Raw genomic sequence first — 25,970 nt, forward strand, 5'->3', positions numbered from 1 at the left:
ACCTTACCGGTACCCACCGACAAAGTAACCGCTCAGACACCTTCCGTTTTGAGTTTGGAGTACCAGCGCACGCAGGAAGCGTATTCCGGGAGCAGTCCGGCCGCCGCCTGTTCGGCCAGGGTGGGGGCCGCCGCGTCCTTATCGGACAGGATCAGGTCGCCCCGGTCGAAGGGCAGGTCGAGCGCCAGGTCCGGGTCGAGCGGGGAGATGCCGTGCTCGGCGGCCGGGTCGTAGTGCTCGGAACACAGGTACAGGAGCGTGCTGTCGTCCTCCAGGGCGCAGATGGCGTGCCCGAGGCCCTCGGCGACGTACACGCCCCGCCGGTCCACGTCGTCGAGCCGGACGACCCGGTGCTGGCCGAAGGTGGGCGAGCCGACCCGGACGTCGATCACGAAGTCGAGCAGCGAGCCGCGCAGGCACGTGACGTACTTGGCCTGGCCCGGCGGCGTGTCGGCGAAGTGCACCCCGCGCACCGTGCCGCGGGCCGACACCGAGGTGTTCGCCTGCTCCAGGCGCACCGGGTGGCCGGTGACCCGGGTGAACAGGTCGGCGCGGTACCACTCCAGGAAGCGGCCCCTGCTGTCCGGGTGCTGGACCGGCGTCATCGTGTACGCGCCCTCGATCCCCAGCGGCTCGATCCTCACAGCCCCTCCTCCACGGGCCCGCCCGGGCGACCCGCGTCGACGTCCCGGCGGGCGGGTCCCACCCGGGGAAGCCTAGGACACCTCGCTGCCAGCGACTGACCACAACCGGACAGTCACGGACGGTCCCGGTCGCCTATGCTCGGCGCCGCCCGCCGCCCGCCGCCCGCCGCCCGCCGCACCGGCACCGGCACCGGCACCGGCACCGGCACCACCCGACCCGCCGCCGGCAGCCCAAGCCGGCCGGCCTCCGGCGCGCCGTGGCGAGCCTCTCGGAACATTCCGGGCCCGGACCCTGCCCCGGCCGCCCGCCCGGCAATAGGATCGGGCCGTGGTCCAACGGCACAAACGTCCCACCCGGCTGTCCCGAGCACGGTTCGCCCTGGTCGCAGCCGCGGTGCTGGTGTCGGCCGCCGCGGCCTGGGCCGTGTTCCCGCGCTCCGCCGTCCCGACCGCGGCCCCGCCGCCGCCCGGGCCGCCGGGCGTGGTCACGCCGATGCCGCAGGGCGAGCCGGCGGTCGGCGCGCTGTTCGGGGCGTCCGGGGAGCGGGGCTGCACGGCGAGCGTGGTGCACAGCCCGGGGCGCAACCTGGTCCTGACCGCCGCGCACTGCGTGACCGGCGACGACATGTTCTTCGCGCCCGGCTACCACGACGGGCAGCGGCCGTCGGGCACGTGGCAGGTCGTCGACCGGTTCCTGGACGACCGGTGGGACTCCGACGGCGACCCGGACTTCGACCTCGCGTTCCTGCTGGTCCGCGACGCCGACGGCGACCGGCTCGTGGAGGACGTGGCCGGGGCGCACGAGCTGGCCACCGAGGGCCCGTTCGACCAGCCGGTCCGGATGACGGGCTACCCGGCCGACCTGGACCACCCGATCAGCTGCGACGGCCTCAGCCAGCGCTGGGAGGACACCCAGTTGCGGATCGCCTGCGCGGGCTTCACGGACGGGACGAGCGGCGGCCCGTGGGTGACGGCGTCGGGCGCCGTGGTCGGCCTGATCGGCGGGTACGAACAGGGCGGCGGGACGGCCGACATCTCCTACAGCCCGTACTTCGGCGAGGGCGTGGCGGCGCTGTACCGACGGGCGACCGGCGGCGCGCGCTGATAGGGTTCGCCCCGCGCCCGCAACCTCTGGTGGAGACGGAATTCTCATGAAACTCACGATCGTCACCGCGACGACGGGGCTCATCCTGGTGGCCGTCATCGTCGAGTTGCTGCGCCGCCGGCAGCTCCGCGAGAAGTACGGCATGCTGTGGCTGGCCGTCGGCCTCGTCGTGGTGCCGTCCGCGTTGTTCCCGGGCACGCTGGACCGGTTCGCCCGGACGATCGGGATCGCGTCCGGAATCAGTCTGGTGCTGTTCCTCGCGGTGTCGTTCCTGCTGCTGGTCTGCATCCACCTGTCGTGGGAGGTCAGCCGGCTGGAGGAGGAGACCCGGGTGCTGTCCGAGGAGGTCGCGTTGATCCACGCCAGGTTGGGCGCGGACGAGGAACAGCGCTGACCCCCCACTGGGGACCGTGACCGGTCAGCGCCCCGCCCCGACCGGCTCGGCCGACGCCCGGGGCCGCAGCACACCGGCCACGATGGTCGGCTCCGTCAGGTCGGGCCACGCCGCCGCCCGCCGCGGCGCCCGCCAGGTCAACCACCCGAGCAGCGCGAGACCGAGCACCATCGCCAGCAGCGGCAGTTCGGGGCCGAGCGGCGGCGTCCACGCCCCGCCGAACGGGTTGAGGTCGGCGATCCCCGGCCGGTTCACCTTGATGCCGCGCTGCCAGCGGATCATCGTGAACCACAGGAACACCAGGTGGATCGGCAGCAGGACGACGGCGACCATCCGGGTGAGCTTGCGGGCCACGTCGGCCCCGACGCCGCGCCGTTCGATGACGAAGGCGCCGAGCAGGGGCACCGCGACGAGCAGCGGCATCATGTACCGGGCCTGGGTGATGAACCCGTAGCTGTTGACGTTGACGACCTGGATCAGGGACAGCAGCCCGCCGCCCCCGGCGACGAGCGCGAGGATCCGCAGCCGGTCGGCCCGGGTGCCGAGCGCGAACCCGGCCAGCACCAGCCCGCCGGCGACGCAGGTCCACACGGCGTAGAACGGGCCGGGGATCTCGGTGTCGAGCCAGCCGGTGACGCCGACCAGCTGGTCGAGGTAGTGCTGCCAGCGGGTGATCTCCGCCCACAGCGCCTGGGTGGGCCGCAGGGGGGTGGCCGCCTTCAGGGGGACCAGCACGGAGGACTTCATGACCACGATCCACGCGACGGACAGCAGGGCGGCCGCGCCGATCGCGAGGCCGCACCACCGCAGCAGGGGTGTGCGCCACAGGGTGACGATCCGGCGCCAGCCCAGGGGCATCAGCAGCGTGACGAGCGCGATCGCGCCGAACAGCGGGCCCATGGAACGCAGGGTGACGAGCAGGATCGCACTGATCCCGATCAGCCAGACCAGGGGCCGGGCCGGGCCGCGCGCCGGGCCGAGGAACAGCGGGATGCCGGCGGAGAACAGGGCGATGCCGGCGGAGATCTCCAGGCCGCTCGGGTTGATCGCGCCGGACATGTGTCCGACGATCGGGCTGGTGACCGCGATCAGGCCGCCGAGCATCAGCCCGTACCGGGACCAGCGGGCCAGGACCGTGAACGCGCCGGCCAGCAGCGCGGCGGACAGGGCGGCGCTGATCAGCCGGGCGAGGATCAGGCCGGGCCAGCCGGGCCACAGGCGCAGCGGGCCGCCGACGAGCGCGTAGTACAGCGGGTTGTAGCGGCCGGCGCTGGTCGGCTTGGACACGAGTTCGCGGTCGGCGGTGGGCGCGAGCGCGCAGGCGGCGGGCAGGGCGGGCTGGCCGTGGTACCAGCAGCCGGTCTCCAGGGTGCCCCGGATCCCCTTCGGCACCCTCTGGAACGCCCCGGTGCCGGCGAACGCGTCGGCGGGCTCGGGCATCACGTCGCCCCCGGCCACCCCGGCGGCGCGGACGGAGTGCGCGGGCTCGTCGGGCGCCCCGTCGTACGGCGCGGCCACGGCCCAGGAGCCGATCAGCAGGAAGAAGCCGACGAACGCCAGCAGCCACAGCCGGCGGCCACTCGGGCGGGCGGTCGTTTCGGGGGAGGTCACGGTGACGCCTTCACTTCCGTGCGATCGGGACGGGCGGCCGGGGTGGTGTAGATCCACCGGCGGGAGACCAGGTAGTTCATGACGAACAGGCTCGCGGTGACGACGGCCTTGGCGTAGCGGTAGTCCAGGCCCAGTTTGCTGATCCACGGCACGAGGACGACGGTGAGGCCGAGGTTGACGAGCACGAGGCATACGTACCGGGCGAAGTGCCGGACCGCGCCGCCGCCGGTGGCCGAGAAGACCCAGATCCGGTTGAGGAGGAAGTTCGCCAGGAACGCCGCCCCGTAGGCCAGGGCGGAGGCCAGGGAGAGCCACAGGCCCGCGACGCCGTGCAGGAGGATCAGGATCGCCTCGTCGAGCAGGAAACACGCGCCACCCACTAGCGCGAACCGGACTCCCGAGGTGCGGGCGAGGATCCCGATCCGGTCTGGAATATCCACCACGGACGAGTCCCTTCCGGTCAACCCACGAGAGGCCCCCGAAAGTGTAAACGGTGTTTCGCACCACACCGCATAGGGGTGTCGGACAACTCCCCCTTATGTGGATCACAGATAAATGCCTTGTTTGTTCATAAAAGTACTGTGAGGATCCGCGCCACGCTATCCTTTGTGGGTATTTGTCCAGTTCTAGGGGGCGCAGATGCGGATCGTGATCATTGCCACGCGGGATCCGCGCAACCAGATCGCGGGTTCCGCCGAGCGGTACACCCACGAGATCGCGCGCCGGTGGGCCGCCGGGGGCCACGAGGTCCGGATGTTCGCCCAGGCGGTGCCGGGTCGGCCACCCGAGGAGGACCACGAGGGGGTACGGGTGGAGCGCGCCGGCACCCCGCACACGGTACGCCGCGAGGCCCGCCGCTGGTACGCCGAGACCCGTCCCACCCCCGACCTCGTCCTCGACCTGCTCGGCCCGCGCCCGTTCGGCTGCCCGGCCTGGGTGACCGACGCCCCGGTGGTCGCCCTGGCCCTGGGCGTGCGCCGGTTGCACGGCATCCGGCTCCCGCTCGTCGCGCGCTGGCGGCTGCGCGGCTACCGGGCGGTGCCCACGCTGACCGTGTCCGCCTCCGCCGGCGCCACCCTGCGCGCGCACGGCCTGACCGACGTGGCCGTGGTCCCCGCCGGGGTCGAGCCGGTGCTGCTCCCCGCCACGCGCCGCGAACCGGCCCCCACCGTCGTGTACGCCGGCCGCCTGGCGGGCCCCGGCCCCCGCGAGGCGCTCCGCGCCCACCAGCTGCTCCGGGCCCGGATCCGCGACGCCCAGCTCTGGTTCGTCGGCGCGGGCCCCGACGCGGCCCGGCTGACCGGCCCCGGGGTGCGGGTGCACGAGCCGGCCCGGCGCGCGGAGCTCACGGCCCGGGCGCACGCGCAGGTGCTCACGGCGGCGGTCGAGGACTGGCCGTTGGCCGTGGACGAGGCGGCGGCCCTGGGCACCCCCACCATCGGGTACGACCGGCCGGGGCTGCGCGACGCCATCCCGGCCGCGCGGGGTGTCCTGACCGCGCCCACCCCGGAGGCCCTGGCCGGCGGGCTGCTGCTGCACCTGCCGGGCTGGACGGTGCGGCCGGCGGCCGGGGGCTGGGCCGGCGGGGCGCTGGCGTGGGACGCGGTGGCCGAGGCGGTCCTGCACGCCGCGACCCGGCCCCGGGCGACGGCGTGACGGATCGGGCCGGCACCGGGGCGGAGACCCCAGGGCGGCGCGGGCGGCCTCAGGCCCCGAGCAGCGGCCCCGCGTCGTGTTCGGTGACCCCGGTCAGCGGGCCGAGTACGGTCAGCGCCGCCGCGTACCCCGCGCCCGGGTCCAGGTCGATCATCGCGGCGTCCAGGGCCACGCCGCCCGGGTACTCCAGCAGCCGGGGCGCCTCGCTCGGCGGGGAGACGTGCAGCTCGGCCATCGGCGCGTACAGCCCGTCGCCGGTCGCCTTGACCACGGACTCCTTCCGCGTCCAGTACGTGTAGAAGGCGCCCTCGCGGTCCGCCTCGGGCAGCGCGCGCCAGGCGGCCAGCTCGGCCGGGGTGAGCACCGCGTCGGCGACCCCGTCCCGGTCGCGGCCCTCGGCCCGCTCGACGTCGAGGCCGAGCTCGACCCCCGTGGCGAAGGCGACGCCGATCCGGTCGCCGGAGTGCGACACCGAGAAGCGCAGGTCGCTGCCGACGAGCCGGGGCTTGCCGTGCGGGCCGGCGCACCGGGTGCACTCCCGGTCCAGCTCGATCTTCTCCGGCGGGGTGCCGGTGAGCTGGGACAACACCAGGCGGACGATCGCGCAGCCGACCGTGAACTGCTCGCGTGCCGAGGCGACCCGGAACCGGTCGTGCCGGTCGCGCTCGACGTCGCTGAACAGCTCGACGTGCGCCGGCCTCGCCTGGTCGGCCCGGCCCCACCACACCTGTACGTCCGTCACGGGCCCAGCTTACTGCGGCGGACATCACAGGCGGCCCGGGTGGCTCGCTGTACACAATGGACGGTCGACAAGATCGAAAGGATTGCCACTATGACCGCCCAAAGTACTACCAGAGTGGGAATCATCGGCGCCGGGGCCATGGGCACCGGCATCGCACTGAGTTACGCCCTCGCCGGCCGCGACGTCCTGGTGCACGCCCGGAGCGCCGCCGGGGCGACCGCCGCGACCGCCACCGTCGGCCGGCTGGTCGACCAGCTCGTCCGGCTCGGCCAGCTCCCCGGGCACCGCGCCGACGGGGTCCGCCGCCGGATCAGGGCCGTCACCGGGCTCGGCGGGGTCGCCGAGGCCGACCACGTGGTCGAGGCGGTCCCCGAGGACCTGGCCACGAAGCGCGACCTGTTCGCCGAGCTGGACCTGCTGGCCCGCCCCGGGGTGCTGCTCGCCTCCACCACCACCGCGCTGCCGGTCACCGGGATCGCGGCCCGATGTCGTCGCCCAGAGCGGGTGCTGGCGACCCATTTCTACCTCCCGGCCCACCTCGTACCCCTCGTGGATGTCGTGCCCGGGGAACGCACCGACCCGGCGGCGCTGGCGGCGGCCGGCGACCTGCTGACCGCGATCGGCAAGACCCCGGTGCTGTTCGGCTCGGACGCGCCCGGCACGGTCGGGCCCCGGTTGCAGACGGCGCTGCTCGGCGAGGCGTTCCGGATCGTCGGCGAGGGGGTGGCCACCCCGGAGATGGTGGACCGGATCCTCACCCACGGCATCGGCCGCAGATACGGGGCGACCGGGATCTTCGACCGGCTCGACCTCGCCGGCCTCGACACCGTCGTCGCGATCCTGGAGGGCCAGGGGAAGCCGGTGCCGGGCGCGTTGCGCGCGCTGGTGGACGCCGGCCGGTTCGGGGTGAAGAGCGGGCACGGGTTCTACGACTGGACGGGCGGCCGCGCGGAGGCGGCCGAGGAGGAACTGGCCCGGCACCTGGTGGCGGCCCTGCCCACCCCGGTGCCGTCCCGGTCGGTCGTGCTGGGGGCGGGGGTGCTGGAGCCGTTCCTGGCCGCGGCGGCCGAGGAGTACGCGGCGTGCACGCCCGAGTACCCGCCGTCGTGCTTCGCGGTGCTCGTCGGCCGGGACACCGGGGAGGAGTACGTGGTGGAGCGGGTCGTGTTCGGCCGCAACGTCCGCGACATCGACGAGGTGGCGACGGAGGAGTACGCGGAGACCATCGTGCCCTGTTTCGGCGCCGCGTACGCCAACGCCCGGCGCGGGTTCTGGTGCGACGCCAAGGACCTGCTCCGGATCAGCCGGGACGCCGACGACGACGGCCTGGACCTGCTCGGCTCCGTGCACCTGCACCCCGACTGGCACCGGATCGGCCCGGAGGGCGAGCGCGGCCTGGCGATCAGCGAACGACCCACCCCGATGGACGGGTACGTGCTGGGCCAGACCGGCTGGCCGGTGAACCTGATCTGCTACCTGGACCGACCGGCGGACCAGCTGCGCTACACCCTGGGCGCGTGGTCGCCGGAGGGGTCGGCCCTGACGCTGCGCCAGGCGCTCTGACCAGGGGGCGGGCCCGGCCACCCGGGCCCGCCGGCCGCTCAGTGGTACCGGATGTGCAGGTGGTTGTCGTGGTTCGGGTACTGGGTGGTCAGCCCCTCGGCGATCAGCGTCGGGTCGTTGAAGTACACCAGGGTCACGTGCCCCGGGGCGGCCGCCCGCAGGGCCTGGACCAGCTGGCGGGTGGCCGCCCGGTCGTAGGTCGCCGACTGCCAGGTGATCCGGCCGGCCGTGCACTGCGCCGAGTCGGTCCGGACCGGCCACACGTCGATGTCGAGCCCGACCTCGTGGCTGGCGTGGCCGGGGATGTCCCCGCCGTGTTCGAACGAGGCGTCCCCGAGCGGCACCCGGCCCTGCCCGGTGGCCGCGAAGGACCGGGCCGCGGCCTCCAGCTGGCCGATCGCGCCGCCGGTGGCCCAGTTGGCGGTGCCGTTGCCGTCCGGGTCCTGGTCGCACAGGTCGCCGAACGCCGGGTAGGCGTAGTGCCAGAGCAGGTTCTTCCAGGTGGTGGCCCCGACGACCCCGTCGGCCGCGATGCCCATGTGGCCCTGGAGGGTGCGGACCGCGCTGTCGGTGCCCGCGCCGAACACCCCGTCGACGGCGAGGGCCAGCCGGCGCTTCTTGTTCAGTTGCGCCTGGAGCGCCTTCACGGCCGCGCCCGAGGAGCCGGACCGCACCGTGACCACGAGCGCGCCCCAGGTGGCGGCCCCGACGACGCCGTCGGCGGCCAGACCCTTGCCGGCCTGGAAGGACTTTACCGCGTTCTGGGTACTGGCCCCGAAGTTCCCGTCGGCGGGCGCGCCGTACCCGTGCTGTTGCAGCAGGTACTGCACCGCGAGGGTGTCCACGCCCAGGTTGCCCCGGCTCTGGAGCGGGTACGCCGCGCTCGGGTGCGCGACGGCCGGCGCCGCCAGTCCGGTGACCACGAGCGCGACGGTGGCGACGAGCACGGTCAGCCGGCGCACGTCACACCCCGCAGTTCGGCGCGGACCAGGACCGGCCCGGGCGGATGTCGACGTGCACGTGGTCGTTGTGGTCGGGGTACCCGGGGCCGAAGATGCCGTTGAAGCCGGCGTACCGGGCGCGCTGGGCGATCTGGCACAGGGTCACGCCGCTGCCCACCAGGTCCAGGGCCGTGCCGTACGTGTGCTGCCCGGTGCCGGAGCCGCCGACCGAGGAGTCGCACGCCCTGCTCCGGAACCCCGAGGTCACCGTCAGCGGGTGGTCGCCGAGCTGGTGGCGGAGCGCCTCGGCCTTCCACATGGCGCGCAGCAGGTTCGCCTGCACGGTCGCCGCGGACACGCTGCCGCCCGCGTAGCCGCCGGCCCCGCAGCCGCCGTCGACCTCGGACCACGCGAAGTGCAGGGGGGTGCAGTCGTTGTCCTGGAGTTCGTACAGCTTGGCGAACGTGGCGGGGCCGGCCACCCCGTCGGCCCCGAGCCCGTACGCGGCCTGGAAGCGCTTCACGGCGGCGGCGGTCGCGGCCCCGTACGCCCCGTCGACCGCGATCACCTCGCCGTAGCCGCCCCAGCCGGCGACCCGGATCTGGAGGGTGGTGACGTCGCCGCCGGACATGCCCTGCGAGAGGGTGCGGTTCCAGGTGTAGCAGGCGTCGGCGTGCGCGGGCGCGGCGGTGCCGAGGCTGACCGCGCACACGGCCGCGAGACTCAGGGCGAGGGAGACGAACGTGCGGAATACCTTGTGGAGGGACATGGCGCTCCTTGTCCTAGCAGGACCCCGAATGCGCACATCGTGGCCGCACGGATCCAGCTAGGTCAATGGCCTTGATCGATTCTTCACGAACCGGACGCCCGGGGGACAGCACGGCGCCCCGCCTCCTGCGAGGTGGGGCGCCCGGGGTTGGCGGGCCCGATGGCGGGTTGCGGCCGGTACCACCTCCGAGCCCCGGACAACCGTAGATCGATCCGGCCGCAACTCCAAACCGTAGAGCCGTCGTGTACAGATAGTGACAGAACTGTGGGACGAATCAGGGCAAGTCCACAGTGCCCGCACCCCAACCCTCCCCGGGGTACGGCTCCCGCGTGAACCGGAACGTGCCCAGTTCCAACACCTCCGGCGACCCGTCCGCGCCCCGGACGACGGTGAGCGTCTCGCCCGCGAAGTAGCCCTCCAGCCCCGTCCAGCCGCCCGCGTCGTCCGGCCGCAACCGGGTGCCCCGGCCCGCCGCGCCCAGCGGGGCCAGCTCGAACGTCCGGTCCGGGCCGAGGCGCAGCGTGTGCGGGGTGGGCCCCCAGTACCAGGTGCCGGTCAGCGCGACCAGCGACGGGTCGGCGGCCGGGTCGGGCGCCCAGGCGGGCAGCGGCGGCTCGTGTTCGGCGAGGAGATCCAGCAGGTCCGTGGCCAGGCCCGGCATGGCGGCGTTCGTGGCGTTGGCGGCCACCGCCACGCCGGTCCGTTCGGCCGGGTCCGCCCACACGACGGCGACGAAGCCCGGCATCGAACCGGTGTGCCCGGCGAGCCGGCGGCCGTCGCGGCGGGCGAGCTGCGGGCCGAGGCCGTGCCCGATCAGCCAGTGCGGGCCGTCGTCGACGCCGATCGGTTCGCGCATCTCCGCGAGGGTGTCGGCGGACAGCACTCCCCCGGTGTCCCCGGCGAAGAACGCCGCCCAGCGGGCCAGGTCGGGCAGCGTGGACCAGAGCTGGCCGGCGGGGGCCATCGCGCCGCTGTCGTGCGCGGGCTCGGGCAGCAGGACGTCCGCCCACGGGTGGGTGGCCCAGCCCCGGGCGTGCCCCGGCCGGGGCAGGTAGCTGGTGCCGGTGAGCCCGAGGGGGCGGAGGATCTCGGCGTCGACCGCCTCCGACCAGGTCACACCGCGCAGCCGGGCGACGAGGTGGCCGAGCAGCGCGTACCCGGTGTTGGAGTAGTGGAACCGGCGGCCCGGCCGGAACGGCGCCCTGTCCGGGCCGAGCATGGCGAGCAGGGCGGCGGTGTCGAAGCCCGGCGCGCGTTCCCACCAGTCGCCGTCGGGCTCGGCGCGCAGGCCGGCGGTGTGCGACAGCAGCTGGCCGACCGTGACGTGTCCCACGGCGGTACCCGGGACGTGCCTGTCCAGGGGGTCGTTCAGGTCGAGCCGGCCCTCGTCGCGCAGCCGCAGGACGAGGACCGCGACGAAGGTCTTGGTGATCGACCCGATCCGGTACTGGGTCTCCCCCGTCGGCGCCGCCCCGTCCACCAGGCCGCGCGCCCCGGACCACACGGTCACCCCGTCCCGGACCAGCGCGCCGACCAGGGACGGCACCCGGGCGTCGGCCTGGGCGGTCGCGAGCCGGGTGAGCAGGGCGCGGGCGGTGCCCGGGAGCACGGTGTCAGGCGTCATACCCCGGAAACTACCGGCCCGACGGGTACGGAACGACGAGGTTTCGTACCCGGCGGGCCGGGGTCAACTCCGGGGCGGCCGTCGGGCTCGCGGGCGGCGTGGGCCGGGCGCGCGGACGGTCAGGCGGCGACCAGGGCGTCGAGGGCCTCCCGCTCGCGGTGCGCGCCCGCCATCTGCCCGGTGGCGTCGAGCACCCGGACGTTGTGGATGCCGAGGAAGCCGAGGAAGTGCCGGACGTACCCGGTGAGGAAGTCCACCGGCGAGTCCAGCGGCACCCCGTTGCTGCTCACCGCGACGTACGCCTCGCGGATGTTGTCGACCAGGCCCACCGGGCCCGCCTCGGAGTAGCTGAAGGTGACGCCGGCCTGGGCGACCTGGTCGAAGTACGCCTTGAGGGAGGCCGGGACCGAGAAGTTGTACATCGGGGCGCCGATCACCAGGTAGTCGGCGGACCGCAGCTCACTGATCAGGTGCCGCGAGCTGGACAGCAGCTGGCGGTGGGCGTGGGTCCGGTCACCCTCCGGGGTGTAGATGGCCTCGATCTGGCCCTCGCTGACGAACGGCACGCCCTGGGCGACGTCGCGGTCGACCACCTCGGCGTCCGGGTGCCGGCGCAGCAGGTCGGCCACGACGGCCTCGGTGAGGCGGCGGCTGCTCGCGTCGGCGTACCGGGCACTAGAGTTGATCTTGAGAATGCGGACGGACACTGGTGCCTCCGGGCTCGGGGGTTAGACTACTTACGAAAGATAAGCACTTACGGAAGATAAGTGCAAGGGGGAGCTAGAATTTTGGACGTGACCCAGGCGACAGGACCGGACTTCTCGGCGGGCTACTGTCCGCAGGTCCAGTTCGCCGCCGAACTCATCGGGCGACGCTGGACCGCGGCGATCATCGCCGTGCTCAACGAGCTCGGCCACGCCCGCTTCAAGGACATCCGCTGCCGGGTGCCCGGCCTGTCCGACCGGCTGCTCGCCGACCGGCTGGAGGAGCTGGAGTCGGTGGGCGTCGTCGCCCAGTGCCCCGAGTCCATCGGATACTCGATCACCGCCAAGGGCCGCGAGCTCGGCCCGATCCTCAACGAGCTCGGCGCCTGGTCGGACCGGTGGTGCGCGGAGCTGGGCGACCGCCCCGGCCGCCGGGCGTCCTGAGCCGCCCCGGAGCCGTGCCCCTTCGGGCAGTCCTCACCGTTTCGGCCGACCGGCCGCCGGCCCCACGTTCGATAAACTGCGCGCGCCGGGTACCGGCACCCGGCGGCCGACCCGCCGCCGCCCCACCCCCGCACCGACAGGGAGCCCAGCCGTGAGCACGCACGACCTGCGCGGTCCCGGCGAGCCGACGACTCTGCACTACCCGGCCGGCACGGTCGTCGTGGTCGCCGGCATCCCCGGCGCGGGCAAGACGACGCTGCTCCGCCGGCTCTTCGGCCTCACCGGCCAGGAGACCGGGCCGGTCGCGCTGCCCGGAGGGGCATGGCTGCTCGACTCGGAGCAGGCCCGCAACCGGTGGCGGGGCCGGCTGGGCGACCGGGTGCCGTACGCGGCGTACCGGCCGCTGGTGCACCTGACCCACTACCTCGCCGTGTACCGGGCGGTCCGCGCCGGCCGGGGCGTCGTCCTGCACGACTGCGGCACCCGGCGCGCCCTGCTGCGGTTCCTCACCGGGGACCGGGCGCACCTGGTCGCCCTGGACGTGTCGGCGGCCGACGCGCGGGCCGGCCAGTACGCCCGGGGCCGGCGGGTGCGGGGCCGGTCCTTCCGCCGGCACGACCGGGCCTGGCGGTTCCCCGCCGACGGCGGACTGCCCCCGGTCGCCGAGGGTTACCGCAGCCTGGTGGTGCTGGACCGGGTCGCCGCTGACCGGATCGCGGCAATCGTCCTGGGCGGCCCGATCAACTCTCCGACAGCGGCTATCGTGCTGTAGCTTCCTGCCCCCACAATGAGGTCCACCGTAGCCACACCACCCGGGGGCCCTCGATGGCGGACGACACACTCGTGTTCGCGTTTATCCTCTCGGGGGCGGCCCTGCTCGCCCTCTCCGTCGTGGTGCGCGGCCGGCTGTTCGCCGGCGGCGGAGGACACCACCTGCCGGTCGACCCGATCGACGTCGCCGCGCTCAAGGGCGGTCCCGCGCTCGCCGAGTTCGCCGCGCTCGCGGCCCTGCGCGCGTCCGGGGCACTCGGCGCCAACGGCGCGCCCGGCCCGCTGCCCGCCGGCCTGCCCCGGCTCGCGCAGGTCGCCCACCAGGGCATGCTCCGGGGCTCGAACCCGTGGGAGGCCCTGCGCCTGCCCGACGCCCGCGCCGCCCAGGCCCAGATCCGCGCCAAGCTGGAACGCCAGGGCCTGCTGACCAGCCGGGGGCAGCGCGCCGGCGCCCGGATCCTCCCGCTGGTCCTGCTGTGCGCGGCGGCCGTCGGGATCGCGCTGGCCACCCGTTCGGCGGCCGACGAGCACACGGTCGCGTTCGTGCTGGGCTCCGCCGTCCTCGCGATCGTCGGCGTCCTGTCGCTGCGCGCCCCGCGCCTGACCCGGGCGGGTCGGATGATCCTGCGCGACCAGTTCCGGCGCAACGGTCACCTGCACCCGCGCAACCGGCCGTCGTGGGCGACGTACGGGCCCGCGGGGGCGGCGCTGAGCGTGGGGCTGTTCGGGACGGCCGCGTGGTGGGCGTCGGACCCGGAGTACGCCCAGTACCTCGGGCTGGGGCGCGCCGCCCTGGTCTCCTCCGGCGGGTACTACACGTCGAGCAGCTCGTGCGGCAGTTCCTCGTCGACGTCCGGGTGCTCCAGCTCCAGTTCCAGCGACAACAGCTCCTCGTGTTCCTCGTCGTCGTCGTCGAGTTGCAGCTCCGGGTCCAGTTGCGGGTCGAGCTGCGGGGGCGGCGGAGGCGGGGATTGACCGGCGGCGCGGCGACCGACGGGCTCGGGCGGATCGCCGGGGTCGGGATCGGGTGGCGGCCCGAGATCGCCGGGTTCGTCGCCGGGCTCGCCGGGCTGCGGTTCTGCGAGGTGATCGCCGAGACGATCGGCCCGGCCGTGCCGGAGGCCCTCGCCGGGCTGCGCGACCGGGGGGTCGCCGTCGTCCCGCACGGGGTGGCGCTGTCCCTCGGCGGCGCGGACCCGGTCGAACCCGCCCGGGTGGCCCGGCTCGCCCGGTGCGCCGCGCTGTTCGACGCGCCGCTGGTCAGCGAGCACATCGCGTTCGTCCGGGCCGGCGGGGTGGAGGCCGGGCACCTGCTGCCCGTGCCGCGCAGCCGGGAGGCCCTGGCGGCGCTCGCGGCCAACGTCCGGCGGACCCAGGGCGAACTGCCCGTGCCGCTGGCCCTGGAACCGATCGCGACCCTGTTCGACTGGCCGGACGACGAGCTGACCGAGGCGCAGTTCCTCACCGAACTCCTCGACGCGACCGGCGCGCTGCTGCTCCTCGACATCGCCAACGTGTACGCCAACGCGCGCAACCGGGGCCACGACCCGCTCGCCCTGCTCGACGCGCTGCCCCTCGACCGGGTCGCCTACGTGCACGTGGCCGGCGGGTCCGCGCACGCCGGGCTCTACCACGACACGCACGCCCATCCGGTACCCGTCGAGGTGTTCGACCTGGTCCGGGAGTTGTGCGCCCGGCACCGGCCACCGGGCCTCCTCCTCGAACGCGACGACCGCTACCCGCCGGCCACCGAACTCCGCGCCGAACTCGACGCGATCGCCGACGCCTCGGGGCATCCCCGTGTCTGAGCCGGTCCCCACGCCCCCGCCCGCCGGCCCGCCGCCGCCCCGGCCCGGGCTCGCGGAACGGCAGGCCGCGCTCGTGGCGGCGCTGGTCGGCGGGGCCGGGCCGCCGGACGGTTTCGACCCCGAACTGCTCGCGGCCACCACGGCCGGGCTGCTCGCCAAGCGTGCCGGCGACGTCGCCCGGGCCTGGCCGGAACTCGCCCGGAGCCTCGGGCCCGACTGGCGGCGGTGGTTCGCCGGGTGGGCGGCCGGTCGACCGCCCGGCGGGTCGTACGCCGACGGGCTCGCCGCCGCGCGGGACCGGGCCGCCGCCGGTGAGCTGGTCGGGGCGGCGGCCGTGGAGCTGGCGGTCCGCGAGGTCGGGCGGCTGCCGTGGTGGGCGGTGCGCTGGGACCGGGCCACCCGGGTGCTGCGGGTGGCCGGCCGCACGTTCGTCCTGGCCGCTCAGTAGACGGTGACGCCGTACAGGGACTGGGCCCGGGTGACCGAGGCGTAGAAGGTGGTGCCGCCCGAGGAGCAGTTCCCGGAGCCCCCGGACAGGATGCCGATCGCGACCGACCCCGCGTACAGCGGACCGCCGCTGTCCCCCGGCTCGGCGCAGATGTTCGTGCGGATCAGACCGACGACCGACCCGCCGCCCGGGTAGTTGACCGTGGCGTTGAGGCCCGTGATCGACCCCGCGCGCACCCCGGTGGTCGGGCCGCTGCGCCGGACGGCCTGCCCGACGGAGCCCGAGGCTGCTGAGGCGATGTCCTGGACCCCGGCGCCGTACAGGGTGACGTCGCCGGGGTGCGGGATCGCCGGGTTGGTGTAGCGGACCAGCGCGAGGTCGTAGCCGGTGTTGACGGACGTGACGACGCCGAGGACGACGGTGAGGGCCGGGTCGGCGTACACCGTGCCGCCGACCTTGGGGACGCAGTGCGCGGCGGTGAGGAAGGAGTAGGTGGTGCCGGAGCGGACGTTGAACGCGACGGCGCACCGGCCCGGGTAGAACGGCTCGCCGCCCCGCAGCCGGGGGGCGAACAGGCCCGGTTCGCGGACCAGGGTCGCGCCCGCCCGGTACGCGGCGGCGGCCACGGTGGACAGGTCGGCGCCGGTGACCGAGTCGTCGGCGGCCGCGACCAGCCGGCCGGTCGCGGGGTCGGTCCACCAGGCGGTGCCGGGGACGCGGGGCGAGCGGGCCAGCTCGGCGTACCCGTCGAAGGTCGTGGATCGTGCCGGATCGGCGGCGGCGGGTTCGGGTGTCGGGGCCGCGAAGGCCACGGAAGGGCTGGTCAGGGCCGTGAGGAGGAGGGCGAGGACGGTGAGGGAGCGGGCGGTGCGCACGGAGGGGCCTCCCGGAACATATCGATGGACGTCAGTCAATTGCAGCGGCCCCGGCCCCGGGTGACAAGGGACGCACCATGCCGTCATGCGGGTTCCCCATATTGGCGTCATACTGGGTCGACAAATCCGTCAGATGCGTATGATGACGACGCCGAAGCCCGGTGACCTGCTGGTTCTCGACCGCGACGCCTCGCCCCAGTTCGCCGGGCGGCCGCTGACCGTCCGGGTGATCCGGATGACGGATCGACGGTCCTCCGTGGGCGGCTGGGGGTGGGCCGAGGTGTACGTGCTGGACCCGGGGGGTAACGCGACCGGCAAGCGCGAGGTCTTCCTCCACCTCGCGGGGCTCCGTCCACGGGTGAGCTAACCGAACCCGAATGATATTTTACGTTCGTTCATGATCGGCGATAAATGTACGGGGGGCGCGGTGGACGAGTTCGCCAACGTGCTGAACCTCGTCGGCGTGCCCGCGCGGGCCCGGCCGGCCGACCGCAACCCGCTGACCGTGTTCGCCGATCTGGGCGCCTGGCACGGGTACGGGCTGCCGGACGCCGGGCACGCGGGCGGCTTCACCGGGCCGCTGTACGTCGCCGAGGAGTACCCCTGGTGGCTGGCGGCGGTCTTCAGCCGGCTCGGCCTGACCGACCTGGACACCGGCGAGCCCGTCGACCTGGCCCTGGACAGTGCCGACGCGCTCCCGGGCCGGCTGCGGCAGGTGTGCGTGGGCGGCGGGCTGACCGTGACGCTGGGCCTCTGGTACACCTCGCACCGGGGTGCCGTGGTCGAGGCCCGGGTCCGGCACGACGGGGACGGCCCCCGGCGGCTGGCGGTGTCCTGGACGGGCGCGCTGCTGCCGCACGAGTACGCGCCGACCCTGCGCGGCACCGACACCGGGGTGGCCGCCGACTTCCGGGAGGTCCGCGACCGGCACGCGTTCCTGTCCACGACGGACGCCCGCTTCGAGGTCCGCCATGACGCCCCCGTGATCACCGTCGTCACCGGCGGGAGCTACCGCACCGACCGGGTCGCCCCGCTCGTCGTGCACGGCGAGGTCCGGCTGACCTGGCAGGAGAGCTACACGTTCACGGCCGGTGAACGCGACCGGCTCGCGGCCCGCACCGAACCGCCGGACGCCCGGTGGGCCCGCTACCTGGCCCGGGCCCTCGACGGGGTGGCTCCCGAGCGCCGCCGGCTCGCCGTCAAGGCCGTCACCACCCTCGTCACCAACTGGCGCAGCCCGGCCGGCGCCCTCCGCCGGGACGGCGTCACCCCGTCGCTGAGCTCGGCCGCGCACAACGGCTTCTGGTCCTGGGACTCGTGGAAGCACGCCGCGGGCGTGGCCGCGTTCGACCCCGCGCTCGCGGCTTCGGTGATCGAGTCCGTGTTCGACCACCAGCGCGACGACGGCATGGTGCCCGACGCCGTGTTCTACAACCGCGACGGCGCGAACTGGAACGAACGCAACACCAAACCGCCCCTGGCCGCCTGGGCCGTGTGGCAGGTGTACCACGCGGGCCGCGACCTGGCCTTCCTCCGCCGGCTGTACCCGCGCCTGGTCGCCTACCACCGGTGGTGGTACGACGCGCGGGACCGGTGCGGCTTCGGGATCTGCTCCTACGGGGCCACCCTGGACCCGGCCAACGACACCGACAAGGCCGTCGCGGAGGCCGCCTCGTGGGAGTCGGGCACGGACTCGGCGCCCCGGTTCGACGACGTGACCGTGCTGCCGGGCCGGACCGGGTTCACGATCGACCAGGAGTCGGTGTGCCTGAACGCGTACCTGGCCGCCGAGAAGGACCACCTGACCCTGATCGCGCGCGCCGTGGGGGCCTCCGACACGTTCCCGTCCAAGCAGGTGGCCAGCTACGTCCGCGACCGGATGTACGACGCCGGCACCGGCTGGTTCTACGACACGATCGACGGCCAGCCGCTGGTGGAACGCGGCAAGGGCGTCGAGGGCGTCATCCCGCTGTGGGCCGGGATCGCGACCCTGCCGCAGACCGTGGCGGTCCGGGCCGCGCTGCTCGACCCGGGGCGGTTCGGGACGCCGGTGCCGTGTCCGTCGGTGGCGGCCGACAGCCCGGCGTTCGCGCCCGAGCGGCAATGGCGGGGGCCGGTCTGGCTGGACCAGCTCGCCTTCGCCGTGGAGGGGCTGCGGCGGGCCGGGTTCTCCTGGGAGGCCGACGCGCTGACGGAGAAGTTGTTCGCCAACGCCGACGGGCTGGCCGGGGACGCGCCGCTGCACGAGAACTACCACCCGCTGACGGGGGCGCGGCAGGGGGCGCCGAACTTCAGCTGGTCGGCGGCGGCGGTGCTGCTCCTGCTCCGGGGCTGAGAAGACCCTTTTCCTGGTACCGGAGCGCGGGGCTGTTCGCCGGTGGGGCGGGCACTGTGGAGAGGCGTGTCGCACCCGGGTTGTAGGGTGCCCGGATGATCGACGAAGAACTGGCCGAGGACCTGCGCGAGTACATCCGCACCGCCGTGCGCTCCGGATACGACGACCCCGCCGAGATCCCCGAGGAAGCCGCCGAGAACGTGGACTCCGAGGACGATCCGGAGGTGCTCGACCTCGCCGAGCGGATCCTCGCGGAGGAGTCGGCCGCGCTCGCCGCCGAGCAGGCCGGCTGGCCGGCGGTCACCGACTGCGACCGGATCGACGCCGCGTTCGCCGCCCTCGACGCGGCCGGTGTCGTGGCCCGCGCGCACTTCACCTGCTGCGGCACCTGCGCGAACGCAGAGATCGGCGCGGAACTGGCCGGGCACCCCGCGCCCCGGGGCTTCGTCTACCACCACGTCCAGGACACCGACCACGCCGTCGCCGGCGGCGGCCTGATGCTCGGCTACGGGTCGGTGGCCGACGGCGAGGAGGCGGTGACGGCGATCGGTGACGAGGTGGTGGCCGCGCTGCGCGCCCAGGGCTTCGAGCCGAAGTGGAACGGGTCCGCCCAGACCCGGATCGAGGTGCCGATGGTCTGGCAGCGCCGGGTTCCGGCCGGGTCGCCCACCGGCTGACCTGCCGGGCGGCGTGGACCGCTGTTCCGGGCTGCGCGGCTCGGTGTCCCGGGCGGCGTGGCTCGGTGCCTCGAGGCGGGGCGGCGCGCTGTCCCGGGGCGGCCGGAGCGGGATGCCCGCCCTCGTCGGCGTGCGGAGCGGCCCGGTCAGTCGATGGCGCGGCGGTGGAAGCCCTTCAGGCCGGTGGCGGTGAGCACCGTCCCCGACAGGACCAGCACCGACAGGCACAGACACGGGGGCAGGTGCGGCACGTCGGGGACGAGGGCGGCGCGGACCCCCTCGGACAGGTACGTCAGCGGGTTGAACGCCGTCACCCACTGGAACCAGGGCAACGTGTCGAGCGACTTCCACGGGTACTGCGTCGCGCCCGTGAACATCAGCGGGGTCAGGATCACGGCGAACCCGACGCTGATCCGGTTCGGCGGCATCCAGGTGCCCACGTTCATGCCGAGCGCGCCGCCGACCCAGCCGCCGAGCAGCAGCGCCACGAGCAGCAACGGCAGCCCGGCGGTGCGCCACGGGGCGTGGCCGAGGACCAGCGCCCCGATCGGGAACATCAGCACGGCGGCCACCATGGACCGGATCACGGCCATGCACAGCTTCTCCACGGCGACGAGCGCGATCGGCAGCGGGGCCAGCAGCCGGTCCTCGATCTCCCGGGTGAACGAGAACTCCATGACCAGCGGGAACGCCACGCTCTGCAGCGCGGTGAGGAACGCGGTCAGCGCCACCATGCCGGGCAGCAGCAGCCGGCCGAAGTCGGCGGAGACGTAGCCGGCCGCGCCGAGCACCTTGGCGAACACGAACAGCATGAACAGCGGTTGCAGGGCCACCTGGAGGAGGAAGACCCAGAACTCCTTGCCCGTGACGAACAGGTCCCGCCACAGGATCGCGAAGAACGCCGTCCGGGTCACCGGGGTCCCCTTCCGGTCGGTGACGGCGGCACCGCGGGGCCGCAGCCGGTCGGGGGGAACGTCGCCGCGGGGCCGCTGGTCGGGGGGAGCGTCGCCGCGGGGCCGCCGGTCGGGGGGAGCGTCGCGCGGTTCACCGCAGTCCCCTGCCGGTCAGGTTGATGAACACGTCCTCCAGGCTCGGCTCGCCGAGGTGCACGTCCGACAGGCCGGCGTCGTGCGCGCCCAGCAGGGTGGCCACGGGGGCGAGGAGGTCGGGGCCGGGCCTCGTCAGGTACAACCGGAGTCTCTGGTCCTTGATCTTCTCGACCCGGTCCACGCCGTCGAGGTCGGCGACGAGGCCGATCAGCGCCGGGTCGTCCCGGGTGACCGTGAGCTCCAGGACCGACTGCCCGGACAGGCTGTGGGTGAGGGCCGCCGGGGTGTCCAGGGCCAGCAGGGCGCCGTGGTCGATGATGCCGACCCGGTCGCTCATCTCGGCCGCCTCGTCCATGTCGTGCGTGGTGAGCACGATGGTGGTGCCCCGGTCGCGCAGCTCGCGGACCCGGTCCCAGAGGAACAGCCGGGACTGCGGGTCGAGCCCGGCGGTCGGCTCGTCGAGGAACAGCACCTCGGGCTCGTGCATCAGGGCCCGGGCGATCATGACCCGCTGGACCATGCCCCCGGAGTACTGCTCGATCTTGTCGTCCGCCCGGTCGGCCAGCCCGAACTCCGCCAGCAGCGCCGCCGCCCGCGCGCGCCGCTCGGCCCGCGGCACCCCGTGGTAGGCGGCGTGGAAGGTCAGGTTCTGCCGGGGGGTGAGCGAGCGGTCCAGGTTGCCGCGCTGGGGCACGACGGCGAGCTTGGTCCGCGCCAGCACCGGGTTGCCGATCACGTCGACCCCGCCGACGCTCGCGGTGCCGCCGGTGGCCCGGACCCGGGTGGTGAGCACGCCGATCGTGGTGGACTTGCCGGCGCCGTTCGGCCCGAGCAGGCCGAAGATCTCGCCCCGGCGCACCTCGAAGCTGAGGCCGTCGACGGCGTTGACGTCCCGCTTCGGGTAGCGCTTGACCAGGTCGGTGACGACCACTGTGGCGTCAGCCATCCGCGTCGCTCCGGGCGGGGTAGTTGACCCCCGCCGCGAGCAGCAGGAACGCCCGGTCGAGGCAGTCGGACAGCGGCACGGACCGGTCCCGCTCGTGCCAGGTCATCGCGACCTGCACCGTGGTGACGGCCACCGACGCCGCGAGGTAGGCCCGGGGGTCGTCGTCGGCCACGCCCATCCTGCCCGCCAGGCAGCCCGCCAGCTCGTCCGTCCGCGCGGAGCTGAAGGCGCGGCACCGGGCGGCCAGCGCCGGGCTCGCCGCCATCAGGCTCTGCATGCAGGACACCTTCTCCGGGTCGAAACCGTGCGTGCCCTGCTCGGCGGCGCGGACCACCTCGACGGCGGCGTGCCGGACGACGTCGAGCACGGCCTCGCCGGCCGGCCGGGCGCGGATCAGGTCGAAGAGGAGCTCGAACTGCTGCTCCTGGATGGTGAGGAGGAGGTCGTCCTTGCCCTCGAAGTACCGGAAGAAGGTGCGGGCGGAGACCTCGACGGAGTCGGCGATCTCGTCGACCGTGGTCGCCTCGAAGCCCTTGCGCTGGAACAGGCCGAACGCGGCGTCGACCAGCGCCTCCCTGGTGCGCTGCTTCTTCCGCTCGCGCAGGCTCGCCGTCTCCATGCGCCGAAGTGTATCCCATGGTCAGTTGATGACTAATGTCACAGCTCAACCTTTGTCAGTTGACAGCAGATGTCAGCCGCTGACAAATTACTCGGCATGACACTCACGCTCGACGCCCCGGCCCCCGCGGCCCCACGACGCGGCAGCGCCAACCCCTGGCTCACCCTGGCCGCCGTCGCGATCGGCATCGCGATGGTCGGCCTCGACGCGACCGTCGTCGCCATCGCCAACCCCGCCATCGCCCGCGACCTCGACGCCGGGCTGTCCGGCCTGCAATGGGTCACGAACGGCTACCTGCTCGCCCTCGCCGTCTCCCTGATCATCGCCGGCCGGCTCGCCGACCGGTTCGGCCGCAAGAGGCTCTTCCTGCTCGGCGTCGTCGGCTTCGCGGTCGCCTCGGTGGCGATCGGGTTCTCCGACAGCATCGGCGCCGTGATCTTCTGGCGGGTCGTCCAGGGCCTCGCCGGGGCGCTGCTCCAACCGGCCAGCCTCGCGATCCTGCGCAACGCCTTCCCCGCCGAGAAGCTCAACATGGCCATCGGCATCTGGGGCGGCACCTCGGCGCTGTCCATCGCCAGCGGCCCGATCGTCGCCGGCCTGCTCGTCGAGAACGTCGACTGGCAGAGCGTGTTCTTCCTCAACGCGCCCCTGGCGGTCCTCGCCGTCCTGCTCGGCTGGTTCGTGATCCGCGAGTCCCGGGACCCGGGCGCCGCCGGCTCGTTCGACCTGCCCGGGGTGGTGCTGCTCTCCGGGGCGTTGTTCTCCCTGGTCTGGGGCCTGATCAAAGCCCAGGAGCACGGCTTCGGCGACGCGTTGCCCCTCGGGTTCATCCTCGGCGCCCTCGTGCTGCTCGCCGGGTTCGTCGTCCGGGAGTCGAGGACGCGGCACCCGCTGCTGCCGCTGAGCCTGTTCCGCAACGTCTCGCTGTCGGCCGGTACCGCGCTGGTGACCCTCGCCTTCTTCTCCCTGTTCGGCGCGTTCTTCTTCCTCACCCTGTACCTGCAGCAGGTGCACGGCATGGGACCCGTCGAGGCCGGCGTGCGGCTGCTCCCCCTGACCGCCACGTTCATGTTCTCCGCCCCCGCCGCCGGGGCCCTGACCGCGCGGTTCGGGCCGCGCCTGCCGCTGGCGGCCGGCATGACGCTCACGGCCGTGGCGCTGTTCGGGCTGTCGCTGGCCGAGGTCGACGCCGCGTACCTGACCCTGTGGCCGTGGTTCGTCCTGCTCGGCCTGGGCTTCGGCCTGGTCATCGTCGCCGGCACCGAGGCGATCGTCGGCAACGCGCCCGTGGAGCTGTCCGGGGTGGCCGGCGGTCTCCAGCAGACCGGCGCGCAGCTCGGCGGGGTACTCGGCACGACCGTGTTCAGCACCATCATCGCCAGCCGGGTCGGGGACCAGCTCGTGCCGAGGCTGGTCGAGTCCGGGGTACCCGCCGAGCTGGCGCCCCGGTTCCAGGAGGCGGAGCAGTACGTGGCGCAGGGGGTCGCGCCGGTGCCGCCGGGGACCCCCGGACCGCTGGCGCGGGCCATCACGGACGGGGCGCACCTGGCGTTCATGGACGGGTTCCACACGACGCTGACCGTGGGGGCGGTGGTGGCGCTGGTCGGGGCCGTGGTGGCGCTCGTGGTGCGCAGGGGGGAGAACGCGGGGGCCGGGGTGGCGTTGTAGACCCCCGGGGGCGCTCCCTCGCGGGGCTCCGGGACGACCAGGTGCGGGCCGGTACCCGGAGAGTGGGGTTCGGGGTTTCGCGCCACAAGCGGCGTCGAATATGGACAAGACGCCGTGCAATGGTTACCGTCGATGCACCTTTAGTAAAGTTTCCTAAAGGTCACTTGATGGAGGACCCCTCATGAAGAAGCTCATCAGACACGGATGGGTCGCCGGCCTCCTCGCCGGCGCCCTGTTCATGCTCGGGCTCGGCGTCACCGGCAACTCCGCCACCGCGACCACGGCGGTCGGGCCCGGGACGTCGAGCACCGTCGTCGGCGGCCCCGACACGTTCACCCAGGTCCAGCCCACCGGGGCACCGTCGGAGTACAACAAGCCCCTCGAACGGTGCGCCAACGGCACGAGCCACCCGATCTCCGGACCGAACCCGATCCTGTCCGAGCCGGCCACCACGAAGTTCACCAGCAACCTCCCGCTGACCCTCAGCGTGCGGACCAGCGGTGACATCTGGTGGGGCCAGACCGCCCTGGTGTTCACGAACCGGTCGAGCACCGCGTTCCACATCGACTGCGCCGTGATCACCTTCGTCGCCCCCTCCGGCTCCGGTGACCACAACTTCCAGAACACGGTCACCTTCGGCCACCCGCAGCAGGACTACGTCGAGGTCCCCAAGGGCGGCGGCAACTCGTACTACATCATCCGGCTCGGCTTCCACGACGTGCCGCTCGCGCAGCGGATCGCGCAGCCGGGCAAGCCGTTCGAGTACCAGCTCAACGGGCCGGGCAGCTCCATCACCCGCGAGGCCATCCGGGACTCGGTCCGCTTCGTCGGCGACCTGGACCTCAAGGCCAACGACGCGCTGGTGAAGAAGTACGGCACCGACCGCCTGACCAACTGACCGTCGGCGGGTAGCGGAGGTGGCGTGCCGGGTGGAGCGGCACGGCACCCGCACCCTTGTTGGTCCGGGGCGGCGCACTTCATTCCCGGTCGCTCCGCGCCGGACGGAGCGGCGCGGCACACTGGTCGGATGGACATCATCGTGATCGGACTGGGCGTCGGCGGCGAAGAAGTGGCCGGCCGGCTGGCCGCGTCGGGGCTGGACGTGCTCGGCATCGAGAACCGCCTGGTCGGCGGCGAGTGCCCCTACTGGGGCTGCATCCCCAGCAAGATGATGATCAGAGCGGCCAACGCCGTCGCGGAGGCCCGCCGGGTGCCGACGTTCGCCGGGGACGCGACGGTCCGCCCCGACTGGGGTCCGGTGCACGCCCGGATCCGCGACGAGGCCACCGACAACTGGAACGACCAGGTCGCCGTCGACCGGTTCACGGGCAAGGGCGGCACGTTCCTCCGGGGGCGCGGCCGGCTGACGGCCCCCGGCCGGGTCCGGGTCGGCTCCGAGGAGTACGAGGCCACGAAGGGCGTCGTCATCGCCACCGGGACCACCCCGGCCATCCCCCCGATCCCCGGCCTCGCCGACAGCCCGTACTGGACCAACCGCGACGCCATCGAGGCCGCCGAACTGCCCCGCTCCCTCACCGTGCTCGGCGGCGGGGCCATCGGCCTGGAACTCTCCCAGGTCTTCGCCCGGTTCGGCGTCGCCGTCACCGTCGTGGAGGCCTCCGACCGGATCCTCGCCCTGGAGGAACCCGAGTCCTCGAAGGTCGCCCGCGAGGCGCTGACCGGCGACGGCGTGACCGTGCACGTGGGCCGCAGGGCCGTCAAGGTCGACGGCACCACCGTGTACCTCGACGACGGCACCGAGGTCACCTCCGACCGGATCCTCGTCGCCACCGGCCGCCGGGTCGACCTCGCCGGCCTCGGCCTGGACACCCTGGGGCTGGACCCCGGCGCGCGCAACCTCGACGTCGACGAGTGGATGCGGGCCGGCGAACGCCTGTGGGCCGTCGGCGACGTCACCGGGCGCGGCGCGTTCACCCACATCGCGATGTACCAGGCTGACATCGCCGTTCGCGACATCCTCGGCCAGGGCGGTCCGGCGGCCGACTACAAGGCGCTCCCCCGGGTCACGTTCACCGACCCGGAGATCGGGGCGGTCGGGCTCACCGAGGCCCAGGCGCGCGAGCGGGGGCTGACGGTCGGCACCGGGTACTCCCCTCTGGGGTCCTCGACCCGGGGTTGGATCCACGGGGTCGGTGACGAGGGGTTCATCAAACTCGTCGTGGACACCGACCGGGGGGTGCTCGTCGGGGCGACCTCCGCCGGGCCGGCCGGGGGCGAGGTGCTGGCCGGGCTGGCCGTGGCCGTGCACGCGGAGGTGCCGGTGGAGACGCTGCGCAGCATGATCTACGCGTACCCGACGTTCCATCGCGCGATCTCCGAGGCGGTGCGGGCGATCCATTAGTGTAGGGGGTGTGACGGGTGCCGGAGGTGTGGGGAGTGCCGGGGGCGCGGCGGGTGCCGTGGGGGCGGCCGGGGGCGCTCCGGCTGTGGCCGGGTCTGCTCCGGGCGTGGCCGGGGACGCTCCAGGCGTGGCCGGGGGTGTGACGGGTGCCGCGGGTGCGGCCGGGTCCGGGGGTGTGACCGGGCGGCGGGAGCAGGAACGCAGTCGGCAGACAC

General features: G+C 73.9%; 27 protein-coding genes. 15 read left to right on the forward strand and 12 right to left on the reverse strand.

Going from position 1 to position 25,970, the window contains the following annotated elements; translation table 11 throughout:
* Positions 1-32: 32 nt before the first annotated feature.
* Complete coding sequence (locus PT931_RS14215; RefSeq protein ID WP_456246207.1) at positions 33-644, reverse strand: dTDP-4-dehydrorhamnose 3,5-epimerase family protein; 612 nt, start codon at positions 642-644, stop codon at positions 33-35.
* A 328-nt stretch (positions 645-972) separates the two neighbouring features.
* On the opposite strand from PT931_RS14215, the gene PT931_RS14220 reads away from it, so the two are divergent.
* Positions 973-1,749, forward strand: a complete 777-nt coding sequence (locus PT931_RS14220) for a trypsin-like serine peptidase (RefSeq protein ID WP_456246208.1) — start codon at positions 973-975, stop codon at positions 1,747-1,749.
* Positions 1,750-1,795: 46 nt separating this feature from the next.
* Positions 1,796-2,143, forward strand: coding sequence for a DUF2304 family protein (locus tag PT931_RS14225; RefSeq protein WP_456246209.1), 348 nt, complete (start codon positions 1,796-1,798; stop codon positions 2,141-2,143).
* Between the two features lie 24 nt (positions 2,144-2,167).
* Here the strand turns inward: PT931_RS14225 and PT931_RS14230 are convergent, their stop codons facing one another.
* Both PT931_RS14230 and PT931_RS14235 read right to left on the reverse strand, forming a co-directional pair.
* A complete protein-coding gene (locus PT931_RS14230) occupies positions 2,168-3,754 on the reverse strand; it encodes a DUF2142 domain-containing protein (RefSeq protein WP_456246210.1) in 1,587 nt (528 codons plus the stop codon).
* On the reverse strand, positions 3,751-4,197 hold the full coding sequence (locus PT931_RS14235; RefSeq protein WP_363723922.1) for a GtrA family protein: 447 nt from the start codon (positions 4,195-4,197) through the stop codon (positions 3,751-3,753). The genes PT931_RS14230 and PT931_RS14235 overlap by 4 nt, the downstream gene beginning before the upstream one ends.
* Before the next feature lie 196 nt (positions 4,198-4,393).
* Between PT931_RS14235 and PT931_RS14240 the strand changes: the two genes are divergently transcribed.
* The gene (locus PT931_RS14240) at positions 4,394-5,410 is read left to right on the forward strand and encodes a glycosyltransferase family 4 protein (RefSeq protein ID WP_456246211.1); all 1,017 of its coding nucleotides are present in this window, start codon (positions 4,394-4,396) and stop codon (positions 5,408-5,410) included.
* Between the two features lie 49 nt (positions 5,411-5,459).
* Here the strand turns inward: PT931_RS14240 and PT931_RS14245 are convergent, their stop codons facing one another.
* Complete coding sequence (locus tag PT931_RS14245; protein WP_456246212.1) at positions 5,460-6,152, reverse strand: 4'-phosphopantetheinyl transferase family protein; 693 nt, start codon at positions 6,150-6,152, stop codon at positions 5,460-5,462.
* A 114-nt stretch (positions 6,153-6,266) separates the two neighbouring features.
* Between PT931_RS14245 and PT931_RS14250 the strand changes: the two genes are divergently transcribed.
* A complete protein-coding gene (locus PT931_RS14250) occupies positions 6,267-7,715 on the forward strand; it encodes a 3-hydroxyacyl-CoA dehydrogenase family protein (protein ID WP_456246213.1) in 1,449 nt (482 codons plus the stop codon).
* A 38-nt stretch (positions 7,716-7,753) separates the two neighbouring features.
* On the opposite strand, the gene PT931_RS14255 is transcribed toward PT931_RS14250, so the two are convergent.
* From PT931_RS14255 to PT931_RS14270, 4 genes are all read right to left on the reverse strand, one after another.
* On the reverse strand, positions 7,754-8,677 hold the full coding sequence (locus tag PT931_RS14255; protein WP_456246214.1) for a penicillin-insensitive murein endopeptidase: 924 nt from the start codon (positions 8,675-8,677) through the stop codon (positions 7,754-7,756).
* A 1-nt stretch (position 8,678) separates the two neighbouring features.
* Positions 8,679-9,425, reverse strand: a complete 747-nt coding sequence (locus tag PT931_RS14260; RefSeq protein WP_456246215.1) for a D-Ala-D-Ala carboxypeptidase family metallohydrolase — start codon at positions 9,423-9,425, stop codon at positions 8,679-8,681.
* A gap of 274 nt (positions 9,426-9,699) precedes the next feature.
* Positions 9,700-11,049 carry a serine hydrolase domain-containing protein gene (locus PT931_RS14265; RefSeq protein ID WP_456246216.1) on the reverse strand — a complete coding sequence of 450 codons (1,350 nt, stop codon included), beginning with the start codon at positions 11,047-11,049 and terminating at the stop codon, positions 9,700-9,702.
* 119 nt (positions 11,050-11,168) lie between these two features.
* The gene (locus tag PT931_RS14270; RefSeq protein WP_456246217.1) at positions 11,169-11,756 is read right to left on the reverse strand and encodes an FMN-dependent NADH-azoreductase; all 588 of its coding nucleotides are present in this window, start codon (positions 11,754-11,756) and stop codon (positions 11,169-11,171) included.
* 87 nt (positions 11,757-11,843) lie between these two features.
* On the opposite strand from PT931_RS14270, the gene PT931_RS14275 reads away from it, so the two are divergent.
* From PT931_RS14275 to PT931_RS14295, 5 genes are all read left to right on the forward strand, one after another.
* Positions 11,844-12,197 carry a winged helix-turn-helix transcriptional regulator gene (locus PT931_RS14275; RefSeq protein ID WP_456246218.1) on the forward strand — a complete coding sequence of 118 codons (354 nt, stop codon included), beginning with the start codon at positions 11,844-11,846 and terminating at the stop codon, positions 12,195-12,197.
* Between the two features lie 151 nt (positions 12,198-12,348).
* On the forward strand, positions 12,349-12,969 hold the full coding sequence (locus PT931_RS14280; RefSeq protein ID WP_456246219.1) for an AAA family ATPase: 621 nt from the start codon (positions 12,349-12,351) through the stop codon (positions 12,967-12,969).
* A gap of 53 nt (positions 12,970-13,022) precedes the next feature.
* Positions 13,023-13,943 (forward strand): TIGR04222 domain-containing membrane protein, encoded by a 921-nt coding sequence (locus PT931_RS14285; protein ID WP_456246220.1) that lies wholly within the window; start codon positions 13,023-13,025, stop codon positions 13,941-13,943.
* 32 nt (positions 13,944-13,975) lie between these two features.
* Positions 13,976-14,776 (forward strand): DUF692 domain-containing protein, encoded by an 801-nt coding sequence (locus PT931_RS14290; RefSeq protein WP_456246327.1) that lies wholly within the window; start codon positions 13,976-13,978, stop codon positions 14,774-14,776.
* Positions 14,769-15,224 (forward strand): hypothetical protein, encoded by a 456-nt coding sequence (locus PT931_RS14295; protein ID WP_456246221.1) that lies wholly within the window; start codon positions 14,769-14,771, stop codon positions 15,222-15,224. Before PT931_RS14290 ends, PT931_RS14295 begins: the two co-directional genes overlap by 8 nt.
* Here PT931_RS14295 and PT931_RS14300 read toward each other — a convergent pair.
* The gene (locus PT931_RS14300) at positions 15,218-16,099 is read right to left on the reverse strand and encodes a S1 family peptidase (RefSeq protein ID WP_456246222.1); all 882 of its coding nucleotides are present in this window, start codon (positions 16,097-16,099) and stop codon (positions 15,218-15,220) included. The two genes, PT931_RS14295 and PT931_RS14300, sit on opposite strands and share 7 nt — an antisense overlap.
* A gap of 142 nt (positions 16,100-16,241) precedes the next feature.
* Between PT931_RS14300 and PT931_RS14305 the strand changes: the two genes are divergently transcribed.
* From PT931_RS14305 to PT931_RS14315, 3 genes are all read left to right on the forward strand, one after another.
* Complete coding sequence (locus PT931_RS14305) at positions 16,242-16,466, forward strand: hypothetical protein (RefSeq protein ID WP_363723945.1); 225 nt, start codon at positions 16,242-16,244, stop codon at positions 16,464-16,466.
* 60 nt (positions 16,467-16,526) lie between these two features.
* Positions 16,527-18,434: an MGH1-like glycoside hydrolase domain-containing protein gene (locus PT931_RS14310; protein WP_456246223.1), complete on the forward strand. Its 1,908-nt coding sequence runs from the start codon at positions 16,527-16,529 to the stop codon at positions 18,432-18,434.
* 95 nt (positions 18,435-18,529) lie between these two features.
* Positions 18,530-19,111, forward strand: a complete 582-nt coding sequence (locus PT931_RS14315; RefSeq protein WP_456246224.1) for a DUF6891 domain-containing protein — start codon at positions 18,530-18,532, stop codon at positions 19,109-19,111.
* A gap of 146 nt (positions 19,112-19,257) precedes the next feature.
* On the opposite strand, the gene PT931_RS14320 is transcribed toward PT931_RS14315, so the two are convergent.
* The 3 genes from PT931_RS14320 to PT931_RS14330 form a co-directional block, all read right to left on the reverse strand.
* A complete protein-coding gene (locus PT931_RS14320) occupies positions 19,258-20,025 on the reverse strand; it encodes an ABC transporter permease (protein ID WP_456246225.1) in 768 nt (255 codons plus the stop codon).
* 130 nt (positions 20,026-20,155) lie between these two features.
* Positions 20,156-21,106 (reverse strand): ABC transporter ATP-binding protein, encoded by a 951-nt coding sequence (locus tag PT931_RS14325; RefSeq protein WP_456246226.1) that lies wholly within the window; start codon positions 21,104-21,106, stop codon positions 20,156-20,158.
* Entirely contained in the window at positions 21,099-21,725 is a 627-nt protein-coding gene (locus PT931_RS14330) for a TetR/AcrR family transcriptional regulator (RefSeq protein ID WP_456246227.1), read from the reverse strand. The genes PT931_RS14325 and PT931_RS14330 overlap by 8 nt, the downstream gene beginning before the upstream one ends.
* A gap of 96 nt (positions 21,726-21,821) precedes the next feature.
* Between PT931_RS14330 and PT931_RS14335 the strand changes: the two genes are divergently transcribed.
* The 3 genes from PT931_RS14335 to PT931_RS14345 all read left to right on the forward strand — a co-directional run bounded on the left by PT931_RS14335 (position 21,822) and on the right by PT931_RS14345 (position 25,755).
* Positions 21,822-23,393 carry an MFS transporter gene (locus PT931_RS14335; RefSeq protein ID WP_456246228.1) on the forward strand — a complete coding sequence of 524 codons (1,572 nt, stop codon included), beginning with the start codon at positions 21,822-21,824 and terminating at the stop codon, positions 23,391-23,393.
* A gap of 181 nt (positions 23,394-23,574) precedes the next feature.
* A complete protein-coding gene (locus PT931_RS14340) occupies positions 23,575-24,291 on the forward strand; it encodes a hypothetical protein (protein ID WP_456246229.1) in 717 nt (238 codons plus the stop codon).
* A gap of 129 nt (positions 24,292-24,420) precedes the next feature.
* Positions 24,421-25,755, forward strand: coding sequence for a dihydrolipoyl dehydrogenase family protein (locus tag PT931_RS14345; RefSeq protein ID WP_456246230.1), 1,335 nt, complete (start codon positions 24,421-24,423; stop codon positions 25,753-25,755).
* The last annotated feature ends 215 nt before the right edge of the window (positions 25,756-25,970 follow it).

The organism is Longispora urticae, from assembly GCF_053902585.1.

Coding starts and splice junctions, on each gene's coding strand:
- PT931_RS14225 (WP_456246209.1), top strand. CDS start 1,796: ATGAAACTCACGATCGTCACCGCGACGACGGGGCTCATCCTGGTGGCC.
- PT931_RS14240 (WP_456246211.1), top strand. CDS start 4,394: ATGCGGATCGTGATCATTGCCACGCGGGATCCGCGCAACCAGATCGCG.
- PT931_RS14260 (WP_456246215.1), bottom strand. CDS start 9,425: ATGTCCCTCCACAAGGTATTCCGCACGTTCGTCTCCCTCGCCCTGAGT.
- PT931_RS14265 (WP_456246216.1), bottom strand. CDS start 11,049: ATGACGCCTGACACCGTGCTCCCGGGCACCGCCCGCGCCCTGCTCACC.
- PT931_RS14285 (WP_456246220.1), top strand. CDS start 13,023: ATGGCGGACGACACACTCGTGTTCGCGTTTATCCTCTCGGGGGCGGCC.
- PT931_RS14305 (WP_363723945.1), top strand. CDS start 16,242: ATGACGACGCCGAAGCCCGGTGACCTGCTGGTTCTCGACCGCGACGCC.
- PT931_RS14315 (WP_456246224.1), top strand. CDS start 18,530: ATGATCGACGAAGAACTGGCCGAGGACCTGCGCGAGTACATCCGCACC.
- PT931_RS14325 (WP_456246226.1), bottom strand. CDS start 21,106: ATGGCTGACGCCACAGTGGTCGTCACCGACCTGGTCAAGCGCTACCCG.
- PT931_RS14330 (WP_456246227.1), bottom strand. CDS start 21,725: ATGGAGACGGCGAGCCTGCGCGAGCGGAAGAAGCAGCGCACCAGGGAG.
- PT931_RS14335 (WP_456246228.1), top strand. CDS start 21,822: ATGACACTCACGCTCGACGCCCCGGCCCCCGCGGCCCCACGACGCGGC.
- PT931_RS14340 (WP_456246229.1), top strand. CDS start 23,575: ATGAAGAAGCTCATCAGACACGGATGGGTCGCCGGCCTCCTCGCCGGC.
- PT931_RS14345 (WP_456246230.1), top strand. CDS start 24,421: ATGGACATCATCGTGATCGGACTGGGCGTCGGCGGCGAAGAAGTGGCC.